The 20,577-nt window shown below is 35.4% G+C and carries 18 protein-coding genes; 9 read left to right on the top strand and 9 right to left on the bottom strand.

What is annotated here, in order from left to right:
- Positions 1 to 147: 147 nt before the first annotated feature.
- The 6 genes from B9Y84_RS04945 to B9Y84_RS04920 form a co-directional block, all read right to left on the bottom strand.
- Entirely contained in the window at positions 148 to 2,070 is a 1,923-nt protein-coding gene (locus B9Y84_RS04945) for a T9SS type A sorting domain-containing protein (RefSeq protein ID WP_085515962.1), read from the bottom strand.
- Positions 2,067 to 2,855 carry a PASTA domain-containing protein gene (locus tag B9Y84_RS04940; RefSeq protein ID WP_085515961.1) on the bottom strand — a complete coding sequence of 263 codons (789 nt, stop codon included), beginning with the start codon at positions 2,853 to 2,855 and terminating at the stop codon, positions 2,067 to 2,069. The genes B9Y84_RS04945 and B9Y84_RS04940 overlap by 4 nt, the downstream gene beginning before the upstream one ends.
- Entirely contained in the window at positions 2,852 to 5,536 is a 2,685-nt protein-coding gene (locus B9Y84_RS04935; protein ID WP_085515960.1) for a D-alanine--D-alanine ligase family protein, read from the bottom strand. The genes B9Y84_RS04940 and B9Y84_RS04935 overlap by 4 nt, the downstream gene beginning before the upstream one ends.
- 238 nt (positions 5,537 to 5,774) lie before the next feature.
- Entirely contained in the window at positions 5,775 to 8,726 is a 2,952-nt protein-coding gene (locus B9Y84_RS04930) for a M43 family zinc metalloprotease (RefSeq protein WP_085515959.1), read from the bottom strand.
- A 118-nt stretch (positions 8,727 to 8,844) separates the two neighbouring features.
- Positions 8,845 to 9,120 (bottom strand): NifU family protein, encoded by a 276-nt coding sequence (locus tag B9Y84_RS04925; protein WP_085515958.1) that lies wholly within the window; start codon positions 9,118 to 9,120, stop codon positions 8,845 to 8,847.
- A gap of 12 nt (positions 9,121 to 9,132) precedes the next feature.
- Positions 9,133 to 10,227, bottom strand: coding sequence for an Mrp/NBP35 family ATP-binding protein (locus B9Y84_RS04920; RefSeq protein ID WP_085515957.1), 1,095 nt, complete (start codon positions 10,225 to 10,227; stop codon positions 9,133 to 9,135).
- 137 nt (positions 10,228 to 10,364) lie between these two features.
- On the opposite strand from B9Y84_RS04920, the gene dnaG reads away from it, so the two are divergent.
- The 5 genes from dnaG (at position 10,365) to xseB (ending at position 15,243) form a co-directional block, all read left to right on the top strand.
- A complete protein-coding gene (gene dnaG / locus B9Y84_RS04915; RefSeq protein ID WP_085515956.1) occupies positions 10,365 to 12,287 on the top strand; it encodes a DNA primase in 1,923 nt (640 codons plus the stop codon).
- A gap of 99 nt (positions 12,288 to 12,386) precedes the next feature.
- A complete protein-coding gene (locus B9Y84_RS04910; RefSeq protein ID WP_085515955.1) occupies positions 12,387 to 13,610 on the top strand; it encodes a bifunctional 3,4-dihydroxy-2-butanone-4-phosphate synthase/GTP cyclohydrolase II in 1,224 nt (407 codons plus the stop codon).
- Positions 13,549 to 14,238: a hypothetical protein gene (locus B9Y84_RS04905; protein WP_085515954.1), complete on the top strand. Its 690-nt coding sequence runs from the start codon at positions 13,549 to 13,551 to the stop codon at positions 14,236 to 14,238. Before B9Y84_RS04910 ends, B9Y84_RS04905 begins: the two co-directional genes overlap by 62 nt.
- 15 nt (positions 14,239 to 14,253) lie before the next feature.
- Positions 14,254 to 15,033 carry a 5'/3'-nucleotidase SurE gene (gene surE, locus B9Y84_RS04900; protein WP_085515953.1) on the top strand — a complete coding sequence of 260 codons (780 nt, stop codon included), beginning with the start codon at positions 14,254 to 14,256 and terminating at the stop codon, positions 15,031 to 15,033.
- A gap of 6 nt (positions 15,034 to 15,039) precedes the next feature.
- Positions 15,040 to 15,243 (top strand): exodeoxyribonuclease VII small subunit, encoded by a 204-nt coding sequence (gene xseB / locus B9Y84_RS04895; protein WP_085515952.1) that lies wholly within the window; start codon positions 15,040 to 15,042, stop codon positions 15,241 to 15,243.
- Between the two features lie 2 nt (positions 15,244 to 15,245).
- Here xseB and B9Y84_RS04890 read toward each other — a convergent pair whose 3' ends face one another.
- On the bottom strand, positions 15,246 to 16,052 hold the full coding sequence (locus B9Y84_RS04890; RefSeq protein WP_085515951.1) for a tetratricopeptide repeat protein: 807 nt from the start codon (positions 16,050 to 16,052) through the stop codon (positions 15,246 to 15,248).
- 118 nt (positions 16,053 to 16,170) lie between these two features.
- Here B9Y84_RS04890 and murB point away from each other — a divergent pair, with 118 nt between their 5' ends.
- The gene (murB, locus tag B9Y84_RS04885; RefSeq protein WP_245830819.1) at positions 16,171 to 17,184 is read left to right on the top strand and encodes a UDP-N-acetylmuramate dehydrogenase; all 1,014 of its coding nucleotides are present in this window, start codon (positions 16,171 to 16,173) and stop codon (positions 17,182 to 17,184) included.
- Positions 17,185 to 17,199: 15 nt separating this feature from the next.
- Here murB and B9Y84_RS04880 read toward each other — a convergent pair whose 3' ends face one another.
- On the bottom strand, positions 17,200 to 17,670 hold the full coding sequence (locus B9Y84_RS04880) for a lipocalin family protein (RefSeq protein ID WP_085515949.1): 471 nt from the start codon (positions 17,668 to 17,670) through the stop codon (positions 17,200 to 17,202).
- 98 nt (positions 17,671 to 17,768) lie between these two features.
- The gene (locus B9Y84_RS04875; RefSeq protein ID WP_085515948.1) at positions 17,769 to 18,251 is read right to left on the bottom strand and encodes a deoxycytidylate deaminase; all 483 of its coding nucleotides are present in this window, start codon (positions 18,249 to 18,251) and stop codon (positions 17,769 to 17,771) included.
- A gap of 74 nt (positions 18,252 to 18,325) precedes the next feature.
- Here B9Y84_RS04875 and B9Y84_RS04870 point away from each other — a divergent pair, with 74 nt between their 5' ends.
- From B9Y84_RS04870 to B9Y84_RS04860, 3 genes are all read left to right on the top strand, one after another.
- The gene (locus B9Y84_RS04870; protein WP_085515947.1) at positions 18,326 to 18,871 is read left to right on the top strand and encodes a DUF2911 domain-containing protein; all 546 of its coding nucleotides are present in this window, start codon (positions 18,326 to 18,328) and stop codon (positions 18,869 to 18,871) included.
- 291 nt (positions 18,872 to 19,162) lie between these two features.
- The gene (gene mscL / locus B9Y84_RS04865) at positions 19,163 to 19,588 is read left to right on the top strand and encodes a large-conductance mechanosensitive channel protein MscL (protein WP_085515946.1); all 426 of its coding nucleotides are present in this window, start codon (positions 19,163 to 19,165) and stop codon (positions 19,586 to 19,588) included.
- 68 nt (positions 19,589 to 19,656) lie between these two features.
- Positions 19,657 to 20,553 carry a sugar phosphate isomerase/epimerase family protein gene (locus B9Y84_RS04860; RefSeq protein ID WP_085515945.1) on the top strand — a complete coding sequence of 299 codons (897 nt, stop codon included), beginning with the start codon at positions 19,657 to 19,659 and terminating at the stop codon, positions 20,551 to 20,553.
- Positions 20,554 to 20,577: the final 24 nt, after the last annotated feature.

Below are 20,577 nucleotides of genomic sequence, written 5' to 3'. Positions count from 1 at the left end.
TATTAATTAAATGGTGAAATTACCATTTTAATTTTGGAGGTGGAGCTAATAGTTAGATAAATTCGGGTCTTTGTAAATCTTTACTAATAATTTGGGCATTGTCGCTCTACACAAATGAATCACCTTTTTAATTGTAAATCTTATGACTTATTTCCTAAGCATAATCTTTAAAATGCTTTGCTTACTGCCCTTCATGATCTTTAATAAATAAAGATCATTCTCTAATTTACTGATATCCAGTTCTTTTAGATTTTCTGGATTAGAAGACTCTAGCCGTAATCTCCCTTGAAGATCGTATATTTTTATTTGATCCCAGTTCTCTGTAAGCTTTAGTAGCCCCTTATTGGGGTTGGGATATGCTTTTATTCTCCAGTCAGTATCCAATACTTTTTCATTAGAAACTGTAATTCTTGCCTCATCGAATACAGGACGAATCATGACGCTTCCTTCTAAAACCGTATTGGGCTCCCAGGTACCACTTTGATTGTAGAAAAGTTTGTCGGCACTATTTGTACTCTTATCAAATCCTATGGAAAGAGGCTCGTCATTTTCTTCTCTGTATCCAATAAAGAACTCGCCTTTCAGTAGAACAGGCCTGTCGAATGAAAACCTTTGAAATTGATTGATTGAAGTGCTTTCATTAATTAAGACGTTTTGCGCTCTGAGAATATCATCAGTATTGGCAGTAAGCTCATTCCAGACAAGTAAAGTAATATTTTGAGTTGATGAATTTTGTCCAATATTAGGAGCATATAACTCAATTCCGGTTAAGTATTGCTCGCCTATCATTTCATAGCCTTGCGCAAGCAGATAGTTTCTGGAATTGAGTTGAATTCTTGATTCTGCTGTGCCGTCATCATATGCATAAAAATCATGTAATGGAATAATGGTAGATATGGTGTCATTTTGCCTGAAACTTAAGTCAGGGTAGTATTGAGCTACTCCATTGACGGTTTCAAAGAATAAGCTGTCATTAGTACCCAGGTTGAACTGGAAATTTAGATATACAGAGTCTTCAACGTTTTTCTCAGCGATCAAATAATCAATGAATTGTGTTTTGTTTTTGACTTTATAGGTAAAGCGGGCGGTATCTTGTAAGTCTGTTAGAAATATTCCATCTACATCCAATGAATCGATAATACTGCCTGCTTTGAGGGTGTCGTAAACAATACTAAAGAATTCTGTTCCGAAGGAGAAGTTGTTTGCATTTCCGGCCCATAAATTATTGTAAATAAAATCTGATGAATGAAGGTTTTGAGTGAGCCATTCTTCTTCTAAATGATGCAGCGGTATTGCGAAATAGTTTCCGAATGGGGTGCCGGCTTTTCTTGAGAACGTTCTGTCTTCATATGAGTCATAGGCATTTTCTTGAGTGCCAACAGGCGTATTTCCTTCATTTAAATAGATGTAGTCAATATTCCATAAATCAAAATCACCAGCTAAATTACCAGCTATTTCAAATTTGAATTGGAAACCAGCATGCAAAAAGCTTGTATCATTTACTCGCTCAAAATGTTGCGAAAATAAGAGCGGTTCTATATTTCCATTTCCCCTAAATCCCCCAACTTGAATCCAATTCCCTTCTGAATTTTTAAAACTTATTTTCAAAGAATCTTGCTGATCTGGTGCAAATCCACCATAGCCAGGTTGCCAAAAAAAGCTTAGGTTGATATTGGAGTTGACTGTGAAGCCGGATAAGTCTATTGGTTGTGAGACCAAGCTATCTCCGATACCATTATTGCTTGCATCGGGATCGTAAGGCTGTCCTTGACCATTAAATCCATCTAAAGAGGCAACATTTATGGAAGGTGGAAGGTGAGCGTAGCTACTATTAACGAATATATTCTCGCCATAAAGCCAGATACTACTATCGGGTTGCGACTCTTTATAGGAAAAATCTTCCCATAATGGTAGTGATAAAGTATCGATGGTGATAGCTGTTCTTTGTGTAGAGCTTTGATTTTTTTGTAAATGAGAAATTGGTCTCTCCTGAATTTGAGCTTGGGACGGTGAGAAATAAATCAGCAAAAAGCCTATAAAATATAGTTTTAAAAGCTTAGCAGTTTTCATATATCATCAGGAGTCAATAATTCATTTTCATTTTTTGGGGCTACTATCCAAATATCTACACTGTTTCCGGTTCTAACTGATGTGCCAGATTCAGGATATTGTTGTAGTACGATTCCTGCTGCTTTTTCATCATCTTCCCTTGTTTTCACTTTACCTAATTGCAATCCACTGCCGACAATAATGAATTCTGCGTCTTCTTTATTATTGCCCACCACATCAGGCATAGCAAATGGCCTGCCCAATCCATTTCCTATCACGAGATCAATGGTTGAACCTTTTGCTAAATCTTCACCAGCCTCTATTTCTTTCCCATCCAATTTCTGTTTTAAAACAGCATTTTGAAATTCATGGGGTTCGTAAGTTATTTCACCCAATAAGAGTCCATAACTTTCTAATACCATTTGCGCATTTTTTAGTGATCCATCCACCAATTTGGGCATTTTAACATTAGGTGGGCTTGTAGCATTCAGTGAAACATAGATTTTCCTATTTTCTTTCACTTTTTTTCCTTCTGCAGGATCTTGACTTAAAACAGTTAGTGGTGGATATTCAGCTGAGAAACCAGAATCTGCTGTTACTTCGTAACGTAAATCCCGTTCTAATAAAAATTCATCTAACTCATTCAAATGAACCCCCTCCAATTGAGGAACGGTTATGCTCTCTCCATGATGAGTGGTTACAGGTAAATAGATGTAGAAAAAACTCAATATGATAATTATACCCAGTCCAACAATTATACCCAGGTGAATAAATAAATCTCTTAAAGAATTAGCTTTTAGCTTCATTTTGCAATGGTTTGTTTTTTCATTTTTTCAGTTCCAAAAGAAAGTATTTTATCAATAAAATCATACGGCTTATAGCCATTGATCGCTGTTTGATGAAAAATACAAGTTGCTGGTGTCATTCCAGGTAATGAGTTTACCTCAATAATAATAGTTTCTGCACTTAAATCCTCATTAACCCGTACAAAAGCATCAATTCTTGCATAACCTGTTACATTTAGTACTTTTGCTGTCTTTTTCAGCGTAGCTTTCACTTGCTCGGCCACCTTCTTATAATTTTTCGCTTCTGGGGTGTACCTGGCAGGCGTAATGTTTTGACCTTCTCCGGCCAGAAATTTTTCTTCCAAACTTAAAACTTCACCTCCAGCTAACGCTTCCGATGGTTCAAATATTTCATAATCGATGCTCCCATCTTCCTTGAAATGTGTCAAAAGTCCACCAGTTATCTCCAAAAAGTATTTTGCAGCCTTTTTATCAATAAGTTCTTCTAACAAGAAAAAATTCTTTTGAGGGAATTCCTCATTCTTTTTGAGTTTTAGAATATTGGCTAAATTCTCTATAAACTCCTCTTGAGGTCTGAACATCATTCCCGCAAAGGCTTCTAGTTCAGATCTGTTTTTTATTTTCTTCACTGCTGAGCTACAGCCATCATCAGCTGGCTTGGCAATTAGTGGATAATCCAACTGTTGCTCTATTGCTTCAATTTCTGCTTCCTTGTGGCTCTGCCATTTGTCCTCAAAAACTAATCTGTGATCAGCTACAGATATTCCTGCATCTTTTAGCCTTTCATTTGTTTCGAATTTATTGATGGTGATCTTCGAACTCTCTACATCAGAGCCATTGTAAGGGATATTCAACTGCTCTAGTTCTGTCTGTACTGCGCCATCTTCCCCTGGTCTTCCATGAAGCGCAATAAAGGCTACATCTATCAATTCTGGTAAGTTAGCGTAGGAAATCTTTTTTAAAGAAGTATTAGTACTGTGAGAGTACTTTTCAGTGATCTCACTACTTTCAAATTTTATCTGTGAAATTATGGGATGCACATGATAATCCTTGATTTTATCTTTGATATCGTCCGCATTGTCTTTCAACATGATATTGATTGGCAATACAAAAAGCTCATGTTGCTCCTCGGTTCCGCTTAAGAAAATAGGAATTGGTAAGTATTTTTCAGAAGAAGAGAGTTTTTCATAGATATTGCGTCCACTTTCCACAGATATATGTCTTTCTGTTGAGAATCCTCCCATAATTACTCCAACATTAATTTTCTTTTGAGCTTCGTTTTTTAATCCCTCCAATTCCTTATCTAATTTTTTGATCATTTTCTGCAATTCAAAATGATGCTTTCCACTTTTTAATCTAGCATTTAAGGAGGTTCTAATAATGTAGCTTAAAAACTGTGAAGGATTGAGTCCAATTTCAGCTGCTTGATGAAAAAAGAAGGAAGAAGGTAACATGCCCGAAGTAGTATTCGGATCATTTAAGAATACTTTTCCTTCTTTCGTTATAAAACCATCTATTCTGGCATATACATCGATTTGCAATGCCTTAAATAAGTCGGAACACTGTGTTCGTATTTTTTCAATGATATCCTGCGGAGCATCGATGGGCGTGATCTTTCTGCTTATGCCGGGAAGATACTTCGAACGATAGTCAAATACGTCCTTTCCCTTGCGAATTTCAGTTGGTGGCAAAGCAATAGGCCGGCCGTGTTCATCTTGAATTACGATGCAAGAAAATTCTTTTCCTTCGATAAAGGATTCGATTAAAAGTGAATCCTCAGAATCAATAGCTTTCAATTTTATAGACTCTTGCTGGGCTGGGAAGCTTTGGTTGAGGTAATACATCAACTCATCAGGCGTGTATAATAAGTCTTCATTTACAATTACTGGCAGTCCAATACCTTCTCTGATATCCACCATTTTGGCTATGAAACTGATTTTTTCAGTTTGGCTGTAGTTATCCCATTCAGCTTTATTTATTTCTAATTCAAAAAAGCTTTTCTGAATCAAGTGTTCAAATTTTGCTAAATCATCTTCAATTAAGATACTTACGCCTATAGAAGAGCCCTGGTGAGGTGCTTTTATGACGAGCGGGAGATCCAGTTTATGTTTTAAGCTTTTGAAAATATTTTCATGCGATTGACTATTCCAATCTGCTTGATTGAGTATTACACTTTTTGGGCCATCAAAATTAGCTTGCTGGAGAAATTGACGCTGTGCAATTTTGCTGATTCCTATTGAGGAGGGTAGTATTCCAGCTCCGCTAAAGGGAATCCCGTACCATTCTAAAATGCCTTGTATGTTGCCGTCTTCTCCAAATGGTCCGTGCATAGCTAAAAATGCAAAGTCCATATATTTATTAAAACTAGATGGATCAATTCTTTTCCCAACTTCAGCAATTAACTTATCCCAGTCATTTTCAGATAGATCTTTTAATGATTCGGCATAAATTTGAACAGGCAAGTCAGATTTAGGCAAGAAATCTACAGGAGGATAGAAATCGCGGATTGTACCTTTATAAATGTACTGCCAATCCAGCAAAACGAAATGACCTTTACTGTCTACAAAAATGGGGACTGCCTCAAATATAGATTTGTTTAAATTATCATAAACCGTTCTTCCACCTGCAAATGATATTTCCCTTTCTCTAGACTGACCTCCAAAAAATATTCCGATTTTCATTAATTCGATTTATATGGATAATAAAATTAAGTGCACGTTAGAAATTCGTTCTAGTTTTACAAATTCCAAGGTCTGTGCAAGCCACTTTTTACGTTTTGATTAAGACTTGATCTTTTTGGGCCAATTAGACTTCTTGAATATGGAGCCTAATTGAAATGTAAAAATAACATATCAATTAAGAATTCAACCCATGAATTGCAATTTGTAAGAGTAGAAAGTGGAATAATTTCTATCGAATCTATTTTTGGATCATAAATCGTTCAGTAGCAGTAATCCTTTTCGTATTCAACCTTAAAATATACATTCCTTCAGCCAACTGTGAAACGTTGAAGCTGATGAATTGATTAAGGATTTTCGGTTCTGTAAACTCTAACATTACTTTTCCTCTCATGTCCAAAATCTGAAAGAAACCTTGTTCAGCTATATCTAAATTCAAGTGTAAATTTAGATCATTTTTAGCCGGATTCGGGTATATGACAAAAGGCTTCCTTGTATTAGGGTAAGGGGGTGGTGGAGATTGCCCCACAAAAAAAGTAATATTCTTTAAAAATACATTCTGACCATTATCATGTGTAACCTTGAAGGCTAATCTTATTTTTTCTTTGAATACAAATGGAGATAAATCTACAAATTCGTTTCTCCAAATCAATTGGTTACTAACGTTGTTGCCAAAAGAAGTAGCCAAGGAATCACCTTCTTTACTGTAAATTAAAGAATTAAAACTTTTACCATCGCTATCCGAAATATAAATTTCAAATTTCTCTGCTTGTCTAAAAGGTTTTCGATAGGAGACATCGAATATTAGTCCTAAGTAGTTGGTATTACTCACATCCAATAATGGGCTAATCAACCAGTCCTCTGAGGATTCCTTCGTTATATTTGACGAATTACTAGTAACCGCGCGGTAGTCTGTACTGTATGTCCATCCTGCATCTTTGTTAGGGTTGAAATCAAACCAATTATCATTATCACTTTCTCTTAAGCTCAAACGTAAGGGAGGTAATTCTTCAAAGCAATTATTTTCAAAAGGTAAGTAAAAGGTATTAATGATTTCTTCTTCTGCATCATTAGTGATGGCTCTTATTTCGTATTCTCCAATATTTTGATCAGGTTTAGGTAGCAGAATACTCAATTGAGTATTCTGACCTGAAGTCAATACTTCATCATTTATTATGTATTCTTTTATCAGGTCATTTTGATTAAGGATTTGGACTGTGTAGTTCCCTATAAATTCACGTCCTATATTTTTGAGAGTTAAGATTCCTTCCAAACCTTCATCACAAAATAGAGGATTAATATCTTCCCATTTTACAATCTCAATTTCTTTATCTTTTTTGTTTGATTCTTTTACTTTGAATTCGCTAATGTAAAAATTATTGGAAAGTCTATTTTCGGCCACGATATTAAAGCATACGGATTCTTCATCTTTTAGCCGATTGAGGTCTATTTTTACGGTATCCCAGTCTAATCGAACCTGAGGGGTGAAAACAGAATCGACTTCGTAGGCGGTTGATAGATCAGTTATAGTATTGGAAAATACTAAGTCATTGAATGTTCGACCGCAATCATAAGAAGCATAAATACTAACTCTATTAGGGATAGAATCTTCTGCTTGAGCAAAAACAAAACTTAACTCAGGAACATCGATGGTGGTAAAATCAAAAACGGGAGAAATAATTTCCTCTTTTTGTCCAAAATTTTCTCGATTTTCATAAAAAGGTATACCAATTGCATTTTCATATAATTGCCAAGTTTCTTTCTGATCAGCATTTCTAATAAACCACGGATTGATATTTCTTTGAAATTTTTTCTCATAAGGTAGTCTCTCTTCTTCCAATCTTTGATAATATTCGAGCTTTTGATTATTTTCCATGCGCTCGTCTTCAAATCCACCGGTTAAATTTACTTGGTAAAAAATTGAATATTGGGCAGTTTCTTCAAAATTGAGCAGAGAAAAGTAAACTGTTTTTTGTTCGTTGCTTTCTAGTGTTTCAGTTAATTCCACAGTTTCTTCAAGAATACCATTAATGAACATCTGAACACTATATTCTTCAACTGGGAAAATACCTTGGTTTTTGATGGTGATTTGTGGGTTGAAATTCCCACTGCAACTACCTGTAAATTGAGAATTCAGCTCTGTAAGCCCCAAGTCTCTATTGAAAACAGGTGGGCTTTCTAACCCTTTAGATGTTGTAAGACTTAGCCTTCTTGGACTATTCTCGACCACTGTTCGGACTCTTTCTTTCTGATCCAAAGTGAAAATATTCATGCATTCATCATTAGTATAGTCCATGAAGTTTTGCACCATATCAAGACTTCCGCATGTAGTTTTGGTCAGATTACATCCAGTGCTAGAACTATTGGCTTCAGGAGTGTCATCACAAAAATCATCTACAGAACAACCTCCATCACCCCAAATATGTCGTAAACCAAAAAAATGTCCCATTTCATGGGTCGCTGTTCTTCCTCTGCTTTCAAATGTGGGGCTATTTGGATTATCACCTAAGAATTCATAATCAAGACTTACTCCATCGATTAATCTATTATTACTGGCTTCCTCTAAACCAACTAAATTTGAAACAGGAAACTCAGCCCAACCTAAACTCCCACCTGCCAAATCGGCCACCCAAATATTGAGATATTCTTCAGCTGGCCAATAACTTTCTGAACTCAGTATGCTCCTCTCTTGATAACTGTAGGTTGGTTCACTTCCAGGTATCCTAACAATGCCATCTGTTTCTTGTCCATCAGGGCTTTGCTTTGCATAAATAAACTCTATTTGAAATGCAGCAGCAATATCTTTAAATTCATCTAGAGTCTCGGTAGAATCGCTATTAGTCCTATTGAAATCTTCATTTAAAATTTCTAATTGACGGTCAATTCTACTCTTGGAAAGGTTTCCTCCGATTCCAATAGGCTCACCATTATGGATGATATGAAAGACAACAGGTATTTTTAAGGTATCAGCTTTTTTTCTTGAAGAGAAGGTTGTTTGAAGGGTTTTCTTGTTAGCGATCCAATTTTCGAATTGTTCGGTACTCAATTCAGGATATTTCCTTTCTCTTTCTTCCAGTATTTGTGGTACGGCACATCTTTCTTGAGCTGTAACTGATGACGAAAGTAGACTAAAGAATAATAAAATACCACTCCTGATAATCAAGACTATGTATGAGTGGTATAGTTTTTTCATTGATCTCGCACTAATTTTATCTAAAAATAACTAGAAACGAAGTTAAAACCAAAAATTAAGTTTTAGCTTCATTAAGCACAAAATTACTTTTTGAGCATTTTATTAATTCAAAAGACAATTAGCGCATTGTTTGAGGGAGCTCAGCATTAGGGTCATCGGCAGATGTAATATTGATAGCTTCCACCGAAGTAACTTCAGGCACTGCTTTTTTAACAGCCTCTTCAACACCCGCTTTTAAGGTCATGGTCGACATTGGACAGTTTCCGCAGGCGCCAAGTAATTCCAATCTTAAAAGACCTTCATTAAAATCTAAGACTCTCACATTTCCCCCATCGGCCTCAAGATAGGGCCTAATAGAATCCAATGCTTTTTCAACTCTATTTATTATATCCATAGTTTATTGATTTCAACTCGTCATTTCCACTTTTTTTGTATCCGCCAGGTTTGCGTTCCTAATAGCAACTTGACGGGCTAATTTTTGGGCTAAATCTTTAAATGCATCGGCCGAAGGTCCGTCCTTCATGGCAGTAGGATAGCCCGAATCTCCACTTTCGCGGATAGACTGGACTAGCGGCATTTGTCCTAAGAATGGAATATCATATTCCTCACTCATCTTATATCCTCCTCCTTCGCCAAATATGAAGTATTTATTGTCAGGCAATTCAGCGGGAGTAAAATAAGCCATATTTTCTACTAACCCCAAGATTGGAACATTGATTTGCGGTTGTTTGAACATACCGATTGCTTTTCTAGCATCTGCTAAAGCAACCTTTTGAGGTGTGGTTACAACTACAGCACCAGTTACTGGGATAGTTTGTACTAGCGTTAAATGGATGTCACTCGTGCCAGGAGGTAAATCAATTAGTAAGTAATCTAATTCACCCCAATCTGTATCTCCTATAAATTGCTTTAAAGCGGAACTGGCCATTGGACCTCTCCATACCACTGCATTATCTGGAGGAGTTAAAAATCCAATTGAAATTAATTTAATCCCATACTGCTCTATGGGAACAATAATATTTTTACCGTCCACTTGCTTTACTTCAGGCTGTTCGGCTTCGCAATTGAACATAGTAGGAATGGAGGGTCCGAATATATCAGCATCAATCAAACCAACTTTTGCACCTTCTTGCGCTAAAGATACTGCTAAATTGGCTGTAACAGTAGATTTTCCTACACCACCTTTACCAGAACCTATAGCAATAATGTTTTTAACATTAGGTAACAAAGGTGCAGAACTTCTTGTTGAGGTAACATCCGAAGTCATATTGGGAAATACTTGTAGGTCTTTATCTACAAGTTTATGAATCGCATTTATACAATCATTTTTAATGATTTCTTTTAGTGGACATGCAGGAGTGGTTAATACCACAGTGAAGTATACAGCATTTCCATCAATGCTTACATCCTTAATCATATTTAATGTCACCAAATCTTTTTTGAAATCTGGATCATCTACAGTACTTAATGCTTTAATTATGCTATCTTTAGTAACAGCCATATATATCTATTATAATTAAAAAATCGTAGTTTTGCTATTAGAATTGCTGCAAGTTAATCTTTATCAATTTAGCTAACAATTCATACGGGAAATTAGTTGGAATTAGTTTAAATAAAAGTAAAATTTTTGATAAATAAGTGGGATTAACTCCAAAAACGATACAGGAAGTTCAAGATCGAGCTGAAATAGAAGAAGTGGTAGGTGATTATGTACCGCTCAAAAAGAAAGGGCAAAACATGTGGGCTTGTTGCCCTTTTCACGATGAGAAAACTCCTTCTTTTTCCGTTGCTCCAAATAAAGGAATTTATAAATGCTTTGGATGTGGAAAGGCTGGTGATTCTATACAATTTATCATGGATTTGGAGGGACTTAATTTTCCGGAAGCTATCCGGCAATTAGCTGATAAATACGGAATTGAAATTGAAGAAACAGAATCCTCCCCTGAGCAGCAAGAAGCCTATAATGAAAGAGAAAGTTTCTATATAGTCTTGAATTTTGCCGCAGAATATTTTAAAGATCTTCTACATAACAACCCTCAAGGAAAATCAATTGGATTAAGCTATTTTAAAGAACGAGCTTTCTCAAACGCTACTATTGATAAGTTTGATTTAGGCTTTTCTCTTGATGAATGGGATGGATTGATAAAAGCAGCAACAAAAGCTGGGCATTCCGAAGATTTGTTGGAGAAAGCTGGTTTAATCATCAAAAAAGAAGATAAAACCTATGACAGATTCCGTAATAGAGTAATTTTCCCGATTCATTCTATCTCTGGAAAGCCAATCGCTTTTGGAGCGAGAATCTTGGTAAATGATAAAAAACAACCAAAATACATTAATTCGCCTGAAACAGATGTTTATCATAAAAGTGAAGTTCTGTATGGAATTGCTCAAGCTAAAAAAAGCATTCGAGATGAGGAGAACTGTTATCTGGTTGAAGGCTACACAGATGTTATTTCCTTGCATCAATCCGGGGTAGAAAATGTAGTGGCCTCTTCAGGAACTTCTTTAACTACCCAGCAAATAAAGCTGATCGGGAGATACGCACAGAATGTAACGGTATTATTCGATGGTGATGCAGCCGGTTTAAAAGCCGCAATGCGCGGAATTGACTTGATATTAGAAGGGGGGTTAAATGTTAAAGTGGTTATTTTCCCTGATGGGGAAGATCCTGATAGCTATTCCCGAAAGATGGGAGATGAGGAATTTAAAAGATTTTTAGCAGATAATTCAAAGGATTTCATTCGTTTTAAATCTGATCTGCTTTTGGAGGAGACCAAGAAGGATCCGATCAAAAAGGCAGAAACCATTCAAGATATAGTTCGCTCTATATCCAGAATTCCCGATCCGGTAAAAAGGGCAATCTACATAAAGGAATGTAGCGACATACTTGAAATAGATGAGGAGCTCTTGATTGCTGAGCAGAATAAAATTATTCTTCGAGAAAAACAGAGTAAAGGAGATATTACAAAACGCCAAGCGAATTATTTAAGTGAAAGCTATAATAAAGCTCCAGAGCAAGTCCAAAAGCAGTATACTCCATTTGATGTAGTGGCTCTGCAAGAGAGGGAAAGCATAAGATTATTGCTTACCTATGCGGAATTACCTTTAGCCGATGATAAACTGGTAATTGATTACCTGTTACAAGAATTAAAGGATACCGAATTTATACATCCTGTTTATGCTGAAATTCTGAATAATTTTGTTTCCCATCTTGAAGATGGAACAATCTTAAATGAAGCTTTTTTTATAAAAAACGGTTCAGAAGAGGTGCGGAAAGTGATATTTTCTCTCTACACTGATCGTTATGAATTAAGTGAAAACTGGGAGAAGAAATTCGAGATTTATACTCCGCACGAACGACACATTTTAAATGACTCTATTTACATTCATGTTTTAAGGCTTAAACATCGGTCTATACTACATTTGATGGAGAAGAATACAGAGGAACTAAAAGATATTGATTCTCAAGAAGATGAACAGTTAATTCTTCAATATCTGATGCAGCTTAATCAAGCAAAGATGGAAATTGGGAATTTGCTAGGAATGGTAGTAGTGAAATAATGCAATATTCAAACACTTCTTGCACGCATTCGTTTTAATTTTTATGGGGTAATCCTGAAATAATGGCTACCTTTGTGATTTATTATTTTTCAAAGATTTATGTCGTCAGAAAGAATCCAATTAGATACTATAGAATCAGCAATTGAAGCTGTTAGAAATGGAGAAATCATCATTGTTGTAGATGATGAAGACAGAGAGAATGAAGGTGATTTCATTTGCGCTGCAGAAAAAGTGACTCCTGAGATTATTAATTTCATGTCCAAGCACGGAAGAGGGTTGATTTGTGCCTCAATTCCTGAAGACCGATGTAACGAATTAGGTTTGGAGTTAATGGTAGGTAAAAATACTGCTCAATTTGAAACACCTTTTACGGTTTCTGTTGATCTTATTGGAGAAGGAACTACGACAGGAATATCGGCTAGTGATCGGTCAAAAACTATTCAAGCTCTCGTTAATCCTAACACTAAACCAGAAGTTTTGGGTAAGCCCGGTCATATTTTCCCTTTAAAAGCTAGGCAAGGTGGAGTATTAAGAAGAACTGGACACACTGAAGCTGCAGTTGATTTCTCCAAGTTAGCTGGTTTGAAGCCAGGTGGTGTACTAGTAGAGATCATGAATGAAGATGGTACTATGGCCAGGTTGCCAGACTTGAGAATAGTAGCAGATAGATTTAATCTTAAACTAGTGGCAATAAAGGATTTGATCGAGTACAGATTAAACAATGAGTCATTAGTAGAAGAGAAAGTCGATGTAGATATGCCTACAGATTATGGTGATTTTAAATTGGTAGCTTTTGAACAAACGACTACTAAAGATAATCATTTGGCTTTAATAAAAGGAGAATGGAAAGAGGATGAACCTGTTTTAGTGCGTGTTCATTCTTCATGCCTGACCGGAGATATTTTTGGTTCTTGTCGCTGTGACTGCGGCCCTCAGCTGCATCAAGCCATGGAGATGATTGAAAAAGAAGGCAAAGGAGTTATTGTTTACATGAATCAAGAAGGAAGAGGAATAGGTCTGATGAATAAGCTGAAAGCCTATAAGTTGCAAGAGCAAGGTATGGATACAGTAGAAGCAAATGTTGCGCTTGGGTTTAAAATGGATCAGCGTGATTATGGGGTAGGAGCTCAGATTTTGAGAAAGCTGGGTGTAAGAAAAATAAAATTAGTTTCTAACAATCCTACAAAAAGAGCTGGGTTGTTAGGTTATGGCTTGGAAATTGTAGAGAATGTAGCTTTAGAGATTCCACCAAATAAGCATAATGAAAACTACCTTAGAACTAAGCGAGATAAGATGGGCCACAGTATACTTAAAGATAGCTAATGTGAAAAAAATCTTTATCCTTACGATATCGCTTTTTGTTTATAGTTTTTTGGGTTTTGCGCAGAAGTTACCCCAAGAATTGTGGCATCCTGGTTATATTGTATTGGATTCGGAAGATACTCTTAGGGGAAATATTCAGTACGATTTTGAATCCAATTTAGTGCAAATGACAGCGGATGATAGAGTAAAAACTTTTACTTCCCAAAATATTCTATTTTTTAGCTTTCATTGCCAATTTTTCAAAAGAGTCCGTTCTGTGTATTCAATTCCATACAATCTCAAGGGAAGCGTGAAAGCGCCTATTTTTTTTGAAATATTAGAAGAAGGTAAAATCACCTTAATGGCTCGCGAATACGTGATTGTAGAAAATAATAATAGATTTGGAAATCCTATGTATCGAACGCGAGGATTTGGGAGTAGAGAGATTTTAACCTATGATTATTTTCTACTTACTGATGACGGAAAAATTCACATGTTTTCTGAGAAGAGAAAAGACCTTTATCCATTCTTCGGTAGGTTTGAGAATGAAATGGTTGAATACATGAAAGAAAAAAAATTAAAAGTAGACAAACAAGGCGATTTGGTAATCATTATGAATTATTATAATGGTTTAGTTTCATCTCGCTAGTCCATAAATGTAGATATGCAAAGACCTTTGATTTTAGTAAGTAATGATGATGGTGTAACAAGTAAGGGAATCCGTCATTTAGTAGAGTGTATGAAGGAATTGGGTGAGGTAGTTGTAGTGGCACCAAACAGTCCGCAGTCTGGAATGGGGCATGCCATTACCATTGGAAATACACTTAGATTAGATAAAACAGATATTTTTGGAGAGGATGTTACAGCATACGAATCGTCAGGAACGCCTGCTGATTGTGTTAAGCTAGCAAAACATCACGTGCTTAAAGACAGAACTCCAGATTTAATAGTAAGTGGAATTAATCATGGGAGTAATACGTCCATTAGTGTTCTGTATTCTGGTACTATGTCAGCTGCTATTGAAGGCGCTATAGAAGGATATCCTTCTATTGGTTTTTCTTTATGTGATTATGCACAAGATGCGGAATTTGTACATGCTTTGGATTATGTAAAAGCTATTGCGAAGCAAGTGCTTGATAAAGGCCTACCTAAGCATACCACTTTGAATGTAAATTTCCCGCCTAAAAGGAATGAACAGATCAAAGGAGTAAAAATTTGTCGACAAGCGAGAGCTAAATGGGAGGAAGAGTTTGATCAAAGATTTGATCCAAATGGCAGAAGATACTTTTGGATGGCAGGTAATTTTGTCAATTTTGACAAGGGTGAAGATAACGATGAATGGGCAATCGCAAACAATTATGTATCAATAGTTCCTTGCCAATTTGATTTGACTGCTCATCATACCATCAGCATGCTAAATGATGAATGGGATATAAAAATTTAATTTTAGATGGCAAAAAAGAAACAACTAGGCTACGAAGAATCCCTGCACAAATTAGAAGAAATTTTGAATAGGGTAGAGCATGAAGAAGTCCCTATTGATCAACTTACAGAACTTGTTAATGAGTCAATGGAACTATTAAAGAATTGTAAATCTAAGCTTAAGGGGGCCGAAACAAAAGTGGAAGAAGCTTTTAATGATTTAGAGGATTAGCACTATAAACTGTATTGATCGCAGTACTTTATCATCAATTCTTTGGCCTTCTGGTGGCTAAACTTGCTGAGTTTTTCAAAATCTTTACAAGCATTTTGCTTTTGGCTTGTTGCTAGATAGCAATTTGCTCGCTTTGTCAATACCTCTTCATTATAATAGCCTAAGTTGATCGCTTTTGTGAAATCGTAAATAGCACCATCGTAATTGTTCATGTATTGGTAAACGATGCCCCTATTAAAATGAGCGTTTGGAAGTAGCTTTTTGTTCCTTATTAAATTATTGAAATCTGATAAGGCAAAGAGTGTATTGGCTTGTATAGCATATAGAACTCCTCTATTGAATCTAGCCTTGTAATGATCTGGATTTAATTCTAGTAATGTGGTAAATACTTTTCTAGCCTTTCCATATAATGAATCTTTCATAAAACTAAGTGCACCATAATAAAGAGCATCTTCATTTGTCTCATCATAGTAAAGAGCATTAGTAAAGTCTACTACTGAACTTTTGTAATCACCAGCTTTGAAATACGATCTTCCTCTACCCAGATAAGCTATTGTTAAATCTTTTTGATTGTCAATACTCCGATCATAGAGATTAATTGCCTCACTGTATTGCCCTAATTCCTCATAACAACGAGCTGCATTATATAACATCATTTCATTTCTAGGATCAAGTTTAAGAACTTCTTCAAAGTGACCAAGTGCATGATTATAATCTCCGGATTCGAAGAGTTGGCTTCCTTTTTCCTTATGATTAGTACAAGCTATTAAAATGAAAAAGCATAAGTTTATGATGAATAATTTTTTCATAGTAATTTTAAGAGCGGTTTCACTAAACTAATTAAATAGTTTTTTAATAGCCAATTGATTCACACTTTTTATTGTATCATAAACTTATTTTAACTTTTATTACTGTATGTTGAAATTCATGAATTCTAAGGATTTAAAGGCTTACAATACATTCGGCTTTGATGTCAAAGCAGATTTATTCATTGAAATCAAATCTGTATCGGAATTTCAGGAACTAATGAGTACTTCTGAATGGAAGAATAATAGGCATTTGATACTTGGAGGAGGTAGCAATGTATTACTTACAAATGATTTTCATGGTCTAGTAGTAGTAAATAGGATTGAGGGAATTGAAGTAGTAGAAGAAACCGATAAGATCGTCACGGTTAAATGTGGAGGAGGTGAAAGTTGGCATCAGTTTGTACTACACACCCTTAAGCAAAAGTGGGGAGGATTAGAAAATCTATCTTTAATCCCTGGGACAGTCGGTGCTGCACCGATGCAAAATATTGGGGCTTATGGTGTGGAAATTAAAGATAGTTTTCATTCCCTTGAAGCTATCAATTTAAATACAGGGAAATTAGAGGTATTCTTTGCAGAACATTGTCAGTTTGCTTATCGAGAAAGTGTTTTTAAGCATAAATTGAAAGGCCAGTATCTAATTGCAACTGTAAGCTTTCAACTTGATAAACCTAAATTTCATCAATTAAAACTTGATTATGGTGTCATTGAAGATGTGATGGCTGAAAAGAATATTGAAAACCCTTCTATTCAAGATGTGAGTGATGCAATTATCAAAATAAGGCAATCAAAGCTTCCGGATCCTGCAGAGATCGGAAACTCTGGTAGTTTCTTCAAGAATCCAATTATTGATGCAGCACAATTTAAAAAGCTACAAAATGAATTTCCAGAAATCCCTTCATATGATCTGGGGAATGGACAAGTGAAATTAGCAGCAGCTTGGTTAATTGAAAAAGCAGGATGGAAAGGGTATCAAGAAAATGGTGTTGGGGTGCATCAAAAGCAGGCTTTGGTATTAGTAAATTATGGAGAGGGGGAAGGGAAAGAAGTATTGAATTTGGCAAAAAAAATTCAGGACTCAATTCAATCTAAATTTGGCGTTGAATTAAGTCCTGAAGTGAATTTTATATAGGGTAATTGTAAACCTTTATTTTACAAAAGTTACTTCACTTGAAATAATAAAATCTTCTTCAATCTCGACTCCGAATAATGCTGCTAAGGCAGTAATGTCTTCTTCAAGTTTAATTTTTAACAGATCAGCAGAGGCAGATAGAATTTCAAAATCGTAGGTTTCACCGGTATTGCTGTTAAAAGTAATAACACTACCATCTGAATTTAAAGAATAGGTTCCTGCGTCTTCATCGATTGTTCCTTCGTTTGATGTAAATGTATTATCCTCTCTAAATACAACCGTTTGCCCATCGCCTTCAAATTGTGGTCCTAAGTCCTGGTCAGTATAAGGTTCGCCATCAACTAAAAAGGTTGTTTCTACTTCAGTGGAAGTCCAAAGACCTACTAAATCGGCTTTATTTGCTAGGTTTTCTTCGTCATCATTGTTACATGCTTGGAAAGCTAACATTCCGACAATTAATACTAATAATAATTTAAAATTTTTCATTCTTTTATAATTAAGTTTAGAACAAAAGTAAAGAAAAATTTAGTTGTAATAGTACCTTTCCTTAAGGTGAGTAAGAAATTAATTGATATTGAAGATTTTCAAATCATATGTGTAACATTTTGCAAATTACCCTCATAGTGTTCTACTTCTACATCAAATTTTTCTAAAAAGTCTATGCCTTCATCTCTTTCGAGTCCTTTGTAGTGTGCATAAGAATTTAAGTAGATTACTTTTTTAATACCCATACTGAAAATGATTCTTGCACAAGAAAGACAAGGTGAAAGTGTAACATAGAGTGTTGAATTCTCAACGGAGGCATTATTCTTTACTGCATACATTATAGCATTTTGCTCTGCATGAATGGCTAACATGCAACTACCTTTTGAATCCAATCCGCAACCTTTTCCTGGGAATTCTTCATCACAATTGTGAGTGCCTGCAGGAGGGCCATTGTAACCAATAGAAATGATTCTGGTTTCTTTTGTTAAGACCGCACCTACATGTCTTTTTATGCAGTGTGAGCGTTTAGCAAGATTAACAGCCAGTTCCATGAAAATATCATCAAATTGTGGTTTTTTCATAAAACAAATATAATGGTTTATGGCGCTATCATTAATAAAATTGTAAATTGCTTTTAAAATAAAAACAGGAAATTATGAAAAATATAATCAAACCGATATTGATCTGCTTTGCCCTAATTTTATTGTTAGGTGTTGATGTACAGGCTCAAGAAGCATTAAAACAGAAACCAAGTCCTTTAGGAATGGTGACTTACAGTTTTGAAGATACTTATGTCAAAGTTACTTACGGTAGACCGCATTTAAGAGGGCGAGAGGCATTTACCGAAGTTGCTGAACTTGCCCCTTTGGGTAAAATTTGGAGAACAGGTGCTAATGAAGCAACAGAAATAACTGTTACAGATGCAATTAAGATGGCAGGGGAGACAGTTCCAGCTGGAACCTATTCAGTATTCACTATTCCAGGCGCAAAGAGTTGGACTATTATACTTAATAAAGATGTTGGACAGTGGGGTGCATATAAGTATGATGAAGAAAATGATTTTGTGAGATTTGAAGTGCCTGTAAACAAGTCAGATGATCTATTTGAACCATTTACTATTCGCTTTGATCAAGCAAATGGTGACGTAAGTCTTCAAATGCTTTGGGCTAATACAATGGTGAGCATTCCGATTGAATTTTAGTAATTCTAGAGTTCTATCTCCTGCAGTACAGTTGGCTGGTGTTTTGACCTGCATATTTCTGAATTGATATATTTTACGGTTTATTTGAAATGATCTAAACTGTAAAGAATAGTCTAAACCTTACTTAGTTTTATTTAAAAAACAACTACAGTATGTAATGGATTTGGATGCTGCTTATTCGATCTGGATACGTTCTATTAATATTTAAAAGCTACAAGGTATAGATCTTGTGGCTTTTTTTGTTTTGTCTTTTTTTATATTCTGTATTTACTTAATTTATAATTATTCAACATGACTTTTTTCAAGGAATTCAAGGAATTTGCCATAAAGGGAAATGTATTCGATATGGCTGTAGGTATTATTATTGGTTCAGCTTTCACCAAAGTGGTCAATTCTGTTGTGGCGGATTTTATTATGCCTATTTTAAGCATTTTCATAGGTAAAATGAATTTTCAAGATCTGGTTTATGTGTATCAGGAAGCTGAATTGGATGATAAAGGAGAAATTGTTGGTGCCGCCATTACCATTAATTATGGAAATCTCATTCAGACTACAATTGACTTTTTGATTATAGCATTCTGTATTTATTTAGTCGTACGGATGTTCAATAAATTAAGAAAGAAATCTGAAAATGAACAAGATGGAACTGTGGCAACTCCAAGAAATATTGAGCTTTTGGCAGAAATTAGGGACCTGCTGAAGGAGAAAAAATCATAATTGTTTTAGCTCGCATATTTCCATGTATGTACAATATTTGCTAAATTCCATTATCAAACTATTATACTATGAACAGACGTAAATTTTTACAGCAAGCTGGAATGACTTCGGCTTTAGCATTTATATCACCTTCTATTGTTTCATCTTGTGTACCTCGAGTGCAAGGTGTCGCAAAGGAAGCAGGTTTACAATTATACACTTTGAGGGAAGCTTTAGAGAAAGATTTTAGAGGTACGATTGAGAAAGCGGCTAATATTGGTTATAAAAATCTAGAGTTTTTCAACTATTCAGATGGAAAGTACTTTGGTAAAAGTATTAAAGAGGTCAAAGCTATTTTAGATGAATTAGACTTGAAAGCAAAAAGTAGTCACGTTTTAACTGGTTGGTCTATGCCAGATAACATTGGTACCATGACTAACGATTGGGAGAGAACAGTTGCCGATGCTGCGGAATTAGGTCAAAGTCATATTGCTTGTGCATATCTGTTTGATTCAGAGCGTGAAAGTATAGATGATTATAAAGAACTTTCTGACTTATTGAATTCATGTGGTGAAACAGCGAAAGAGTACGGAATACAAATGGCTTATCATAATCATGACTTCGAATTTGAAAGATTAGATGGTAAAATTCCATATGATCTGTTATTGTCTCAATGTGATGTAAATCTAGTGAAGTTTGAATTAGACTTATATTGGACTGCCAGAGCTGGGGTAGATCCTGTTGGGTATTTTAAAAGTAATGAAGGTAGATTTCCATTATGGCACGTAAAGGATATGGAAGCTGGAGAAGAGCAATTTTTCTCAGCAGTAGGAGAGGGCGTAATTGATTGGCAAAATATATTTAATCATGCATCTACAGCCGGTCTAAAGCAATTCTTTGTAGAGCAAGATCAAACCAAAAGTGGAAATCCTTTTGATGAAATCACAAAGAGTTATAAGTATTTGAAAGGAATCAAAAAGAGTTAGAAGTGGGAAGTCAGAAGTTGGAAG

Source organism: Marivirga sericea (assembly GCF_900177665.1).
GTDB classification, from domain to species: domain Bacteria; phylum Bacteroidota; class Bacteroidia; order Cytophagales; family Cyclobacteriaceae; genus Marivirga; species Marivirga sericea.
Note: the sequence above shows the minus strand (reverse complement) of the source record. Positions and strands in the feature narration are given on the sequence as shown.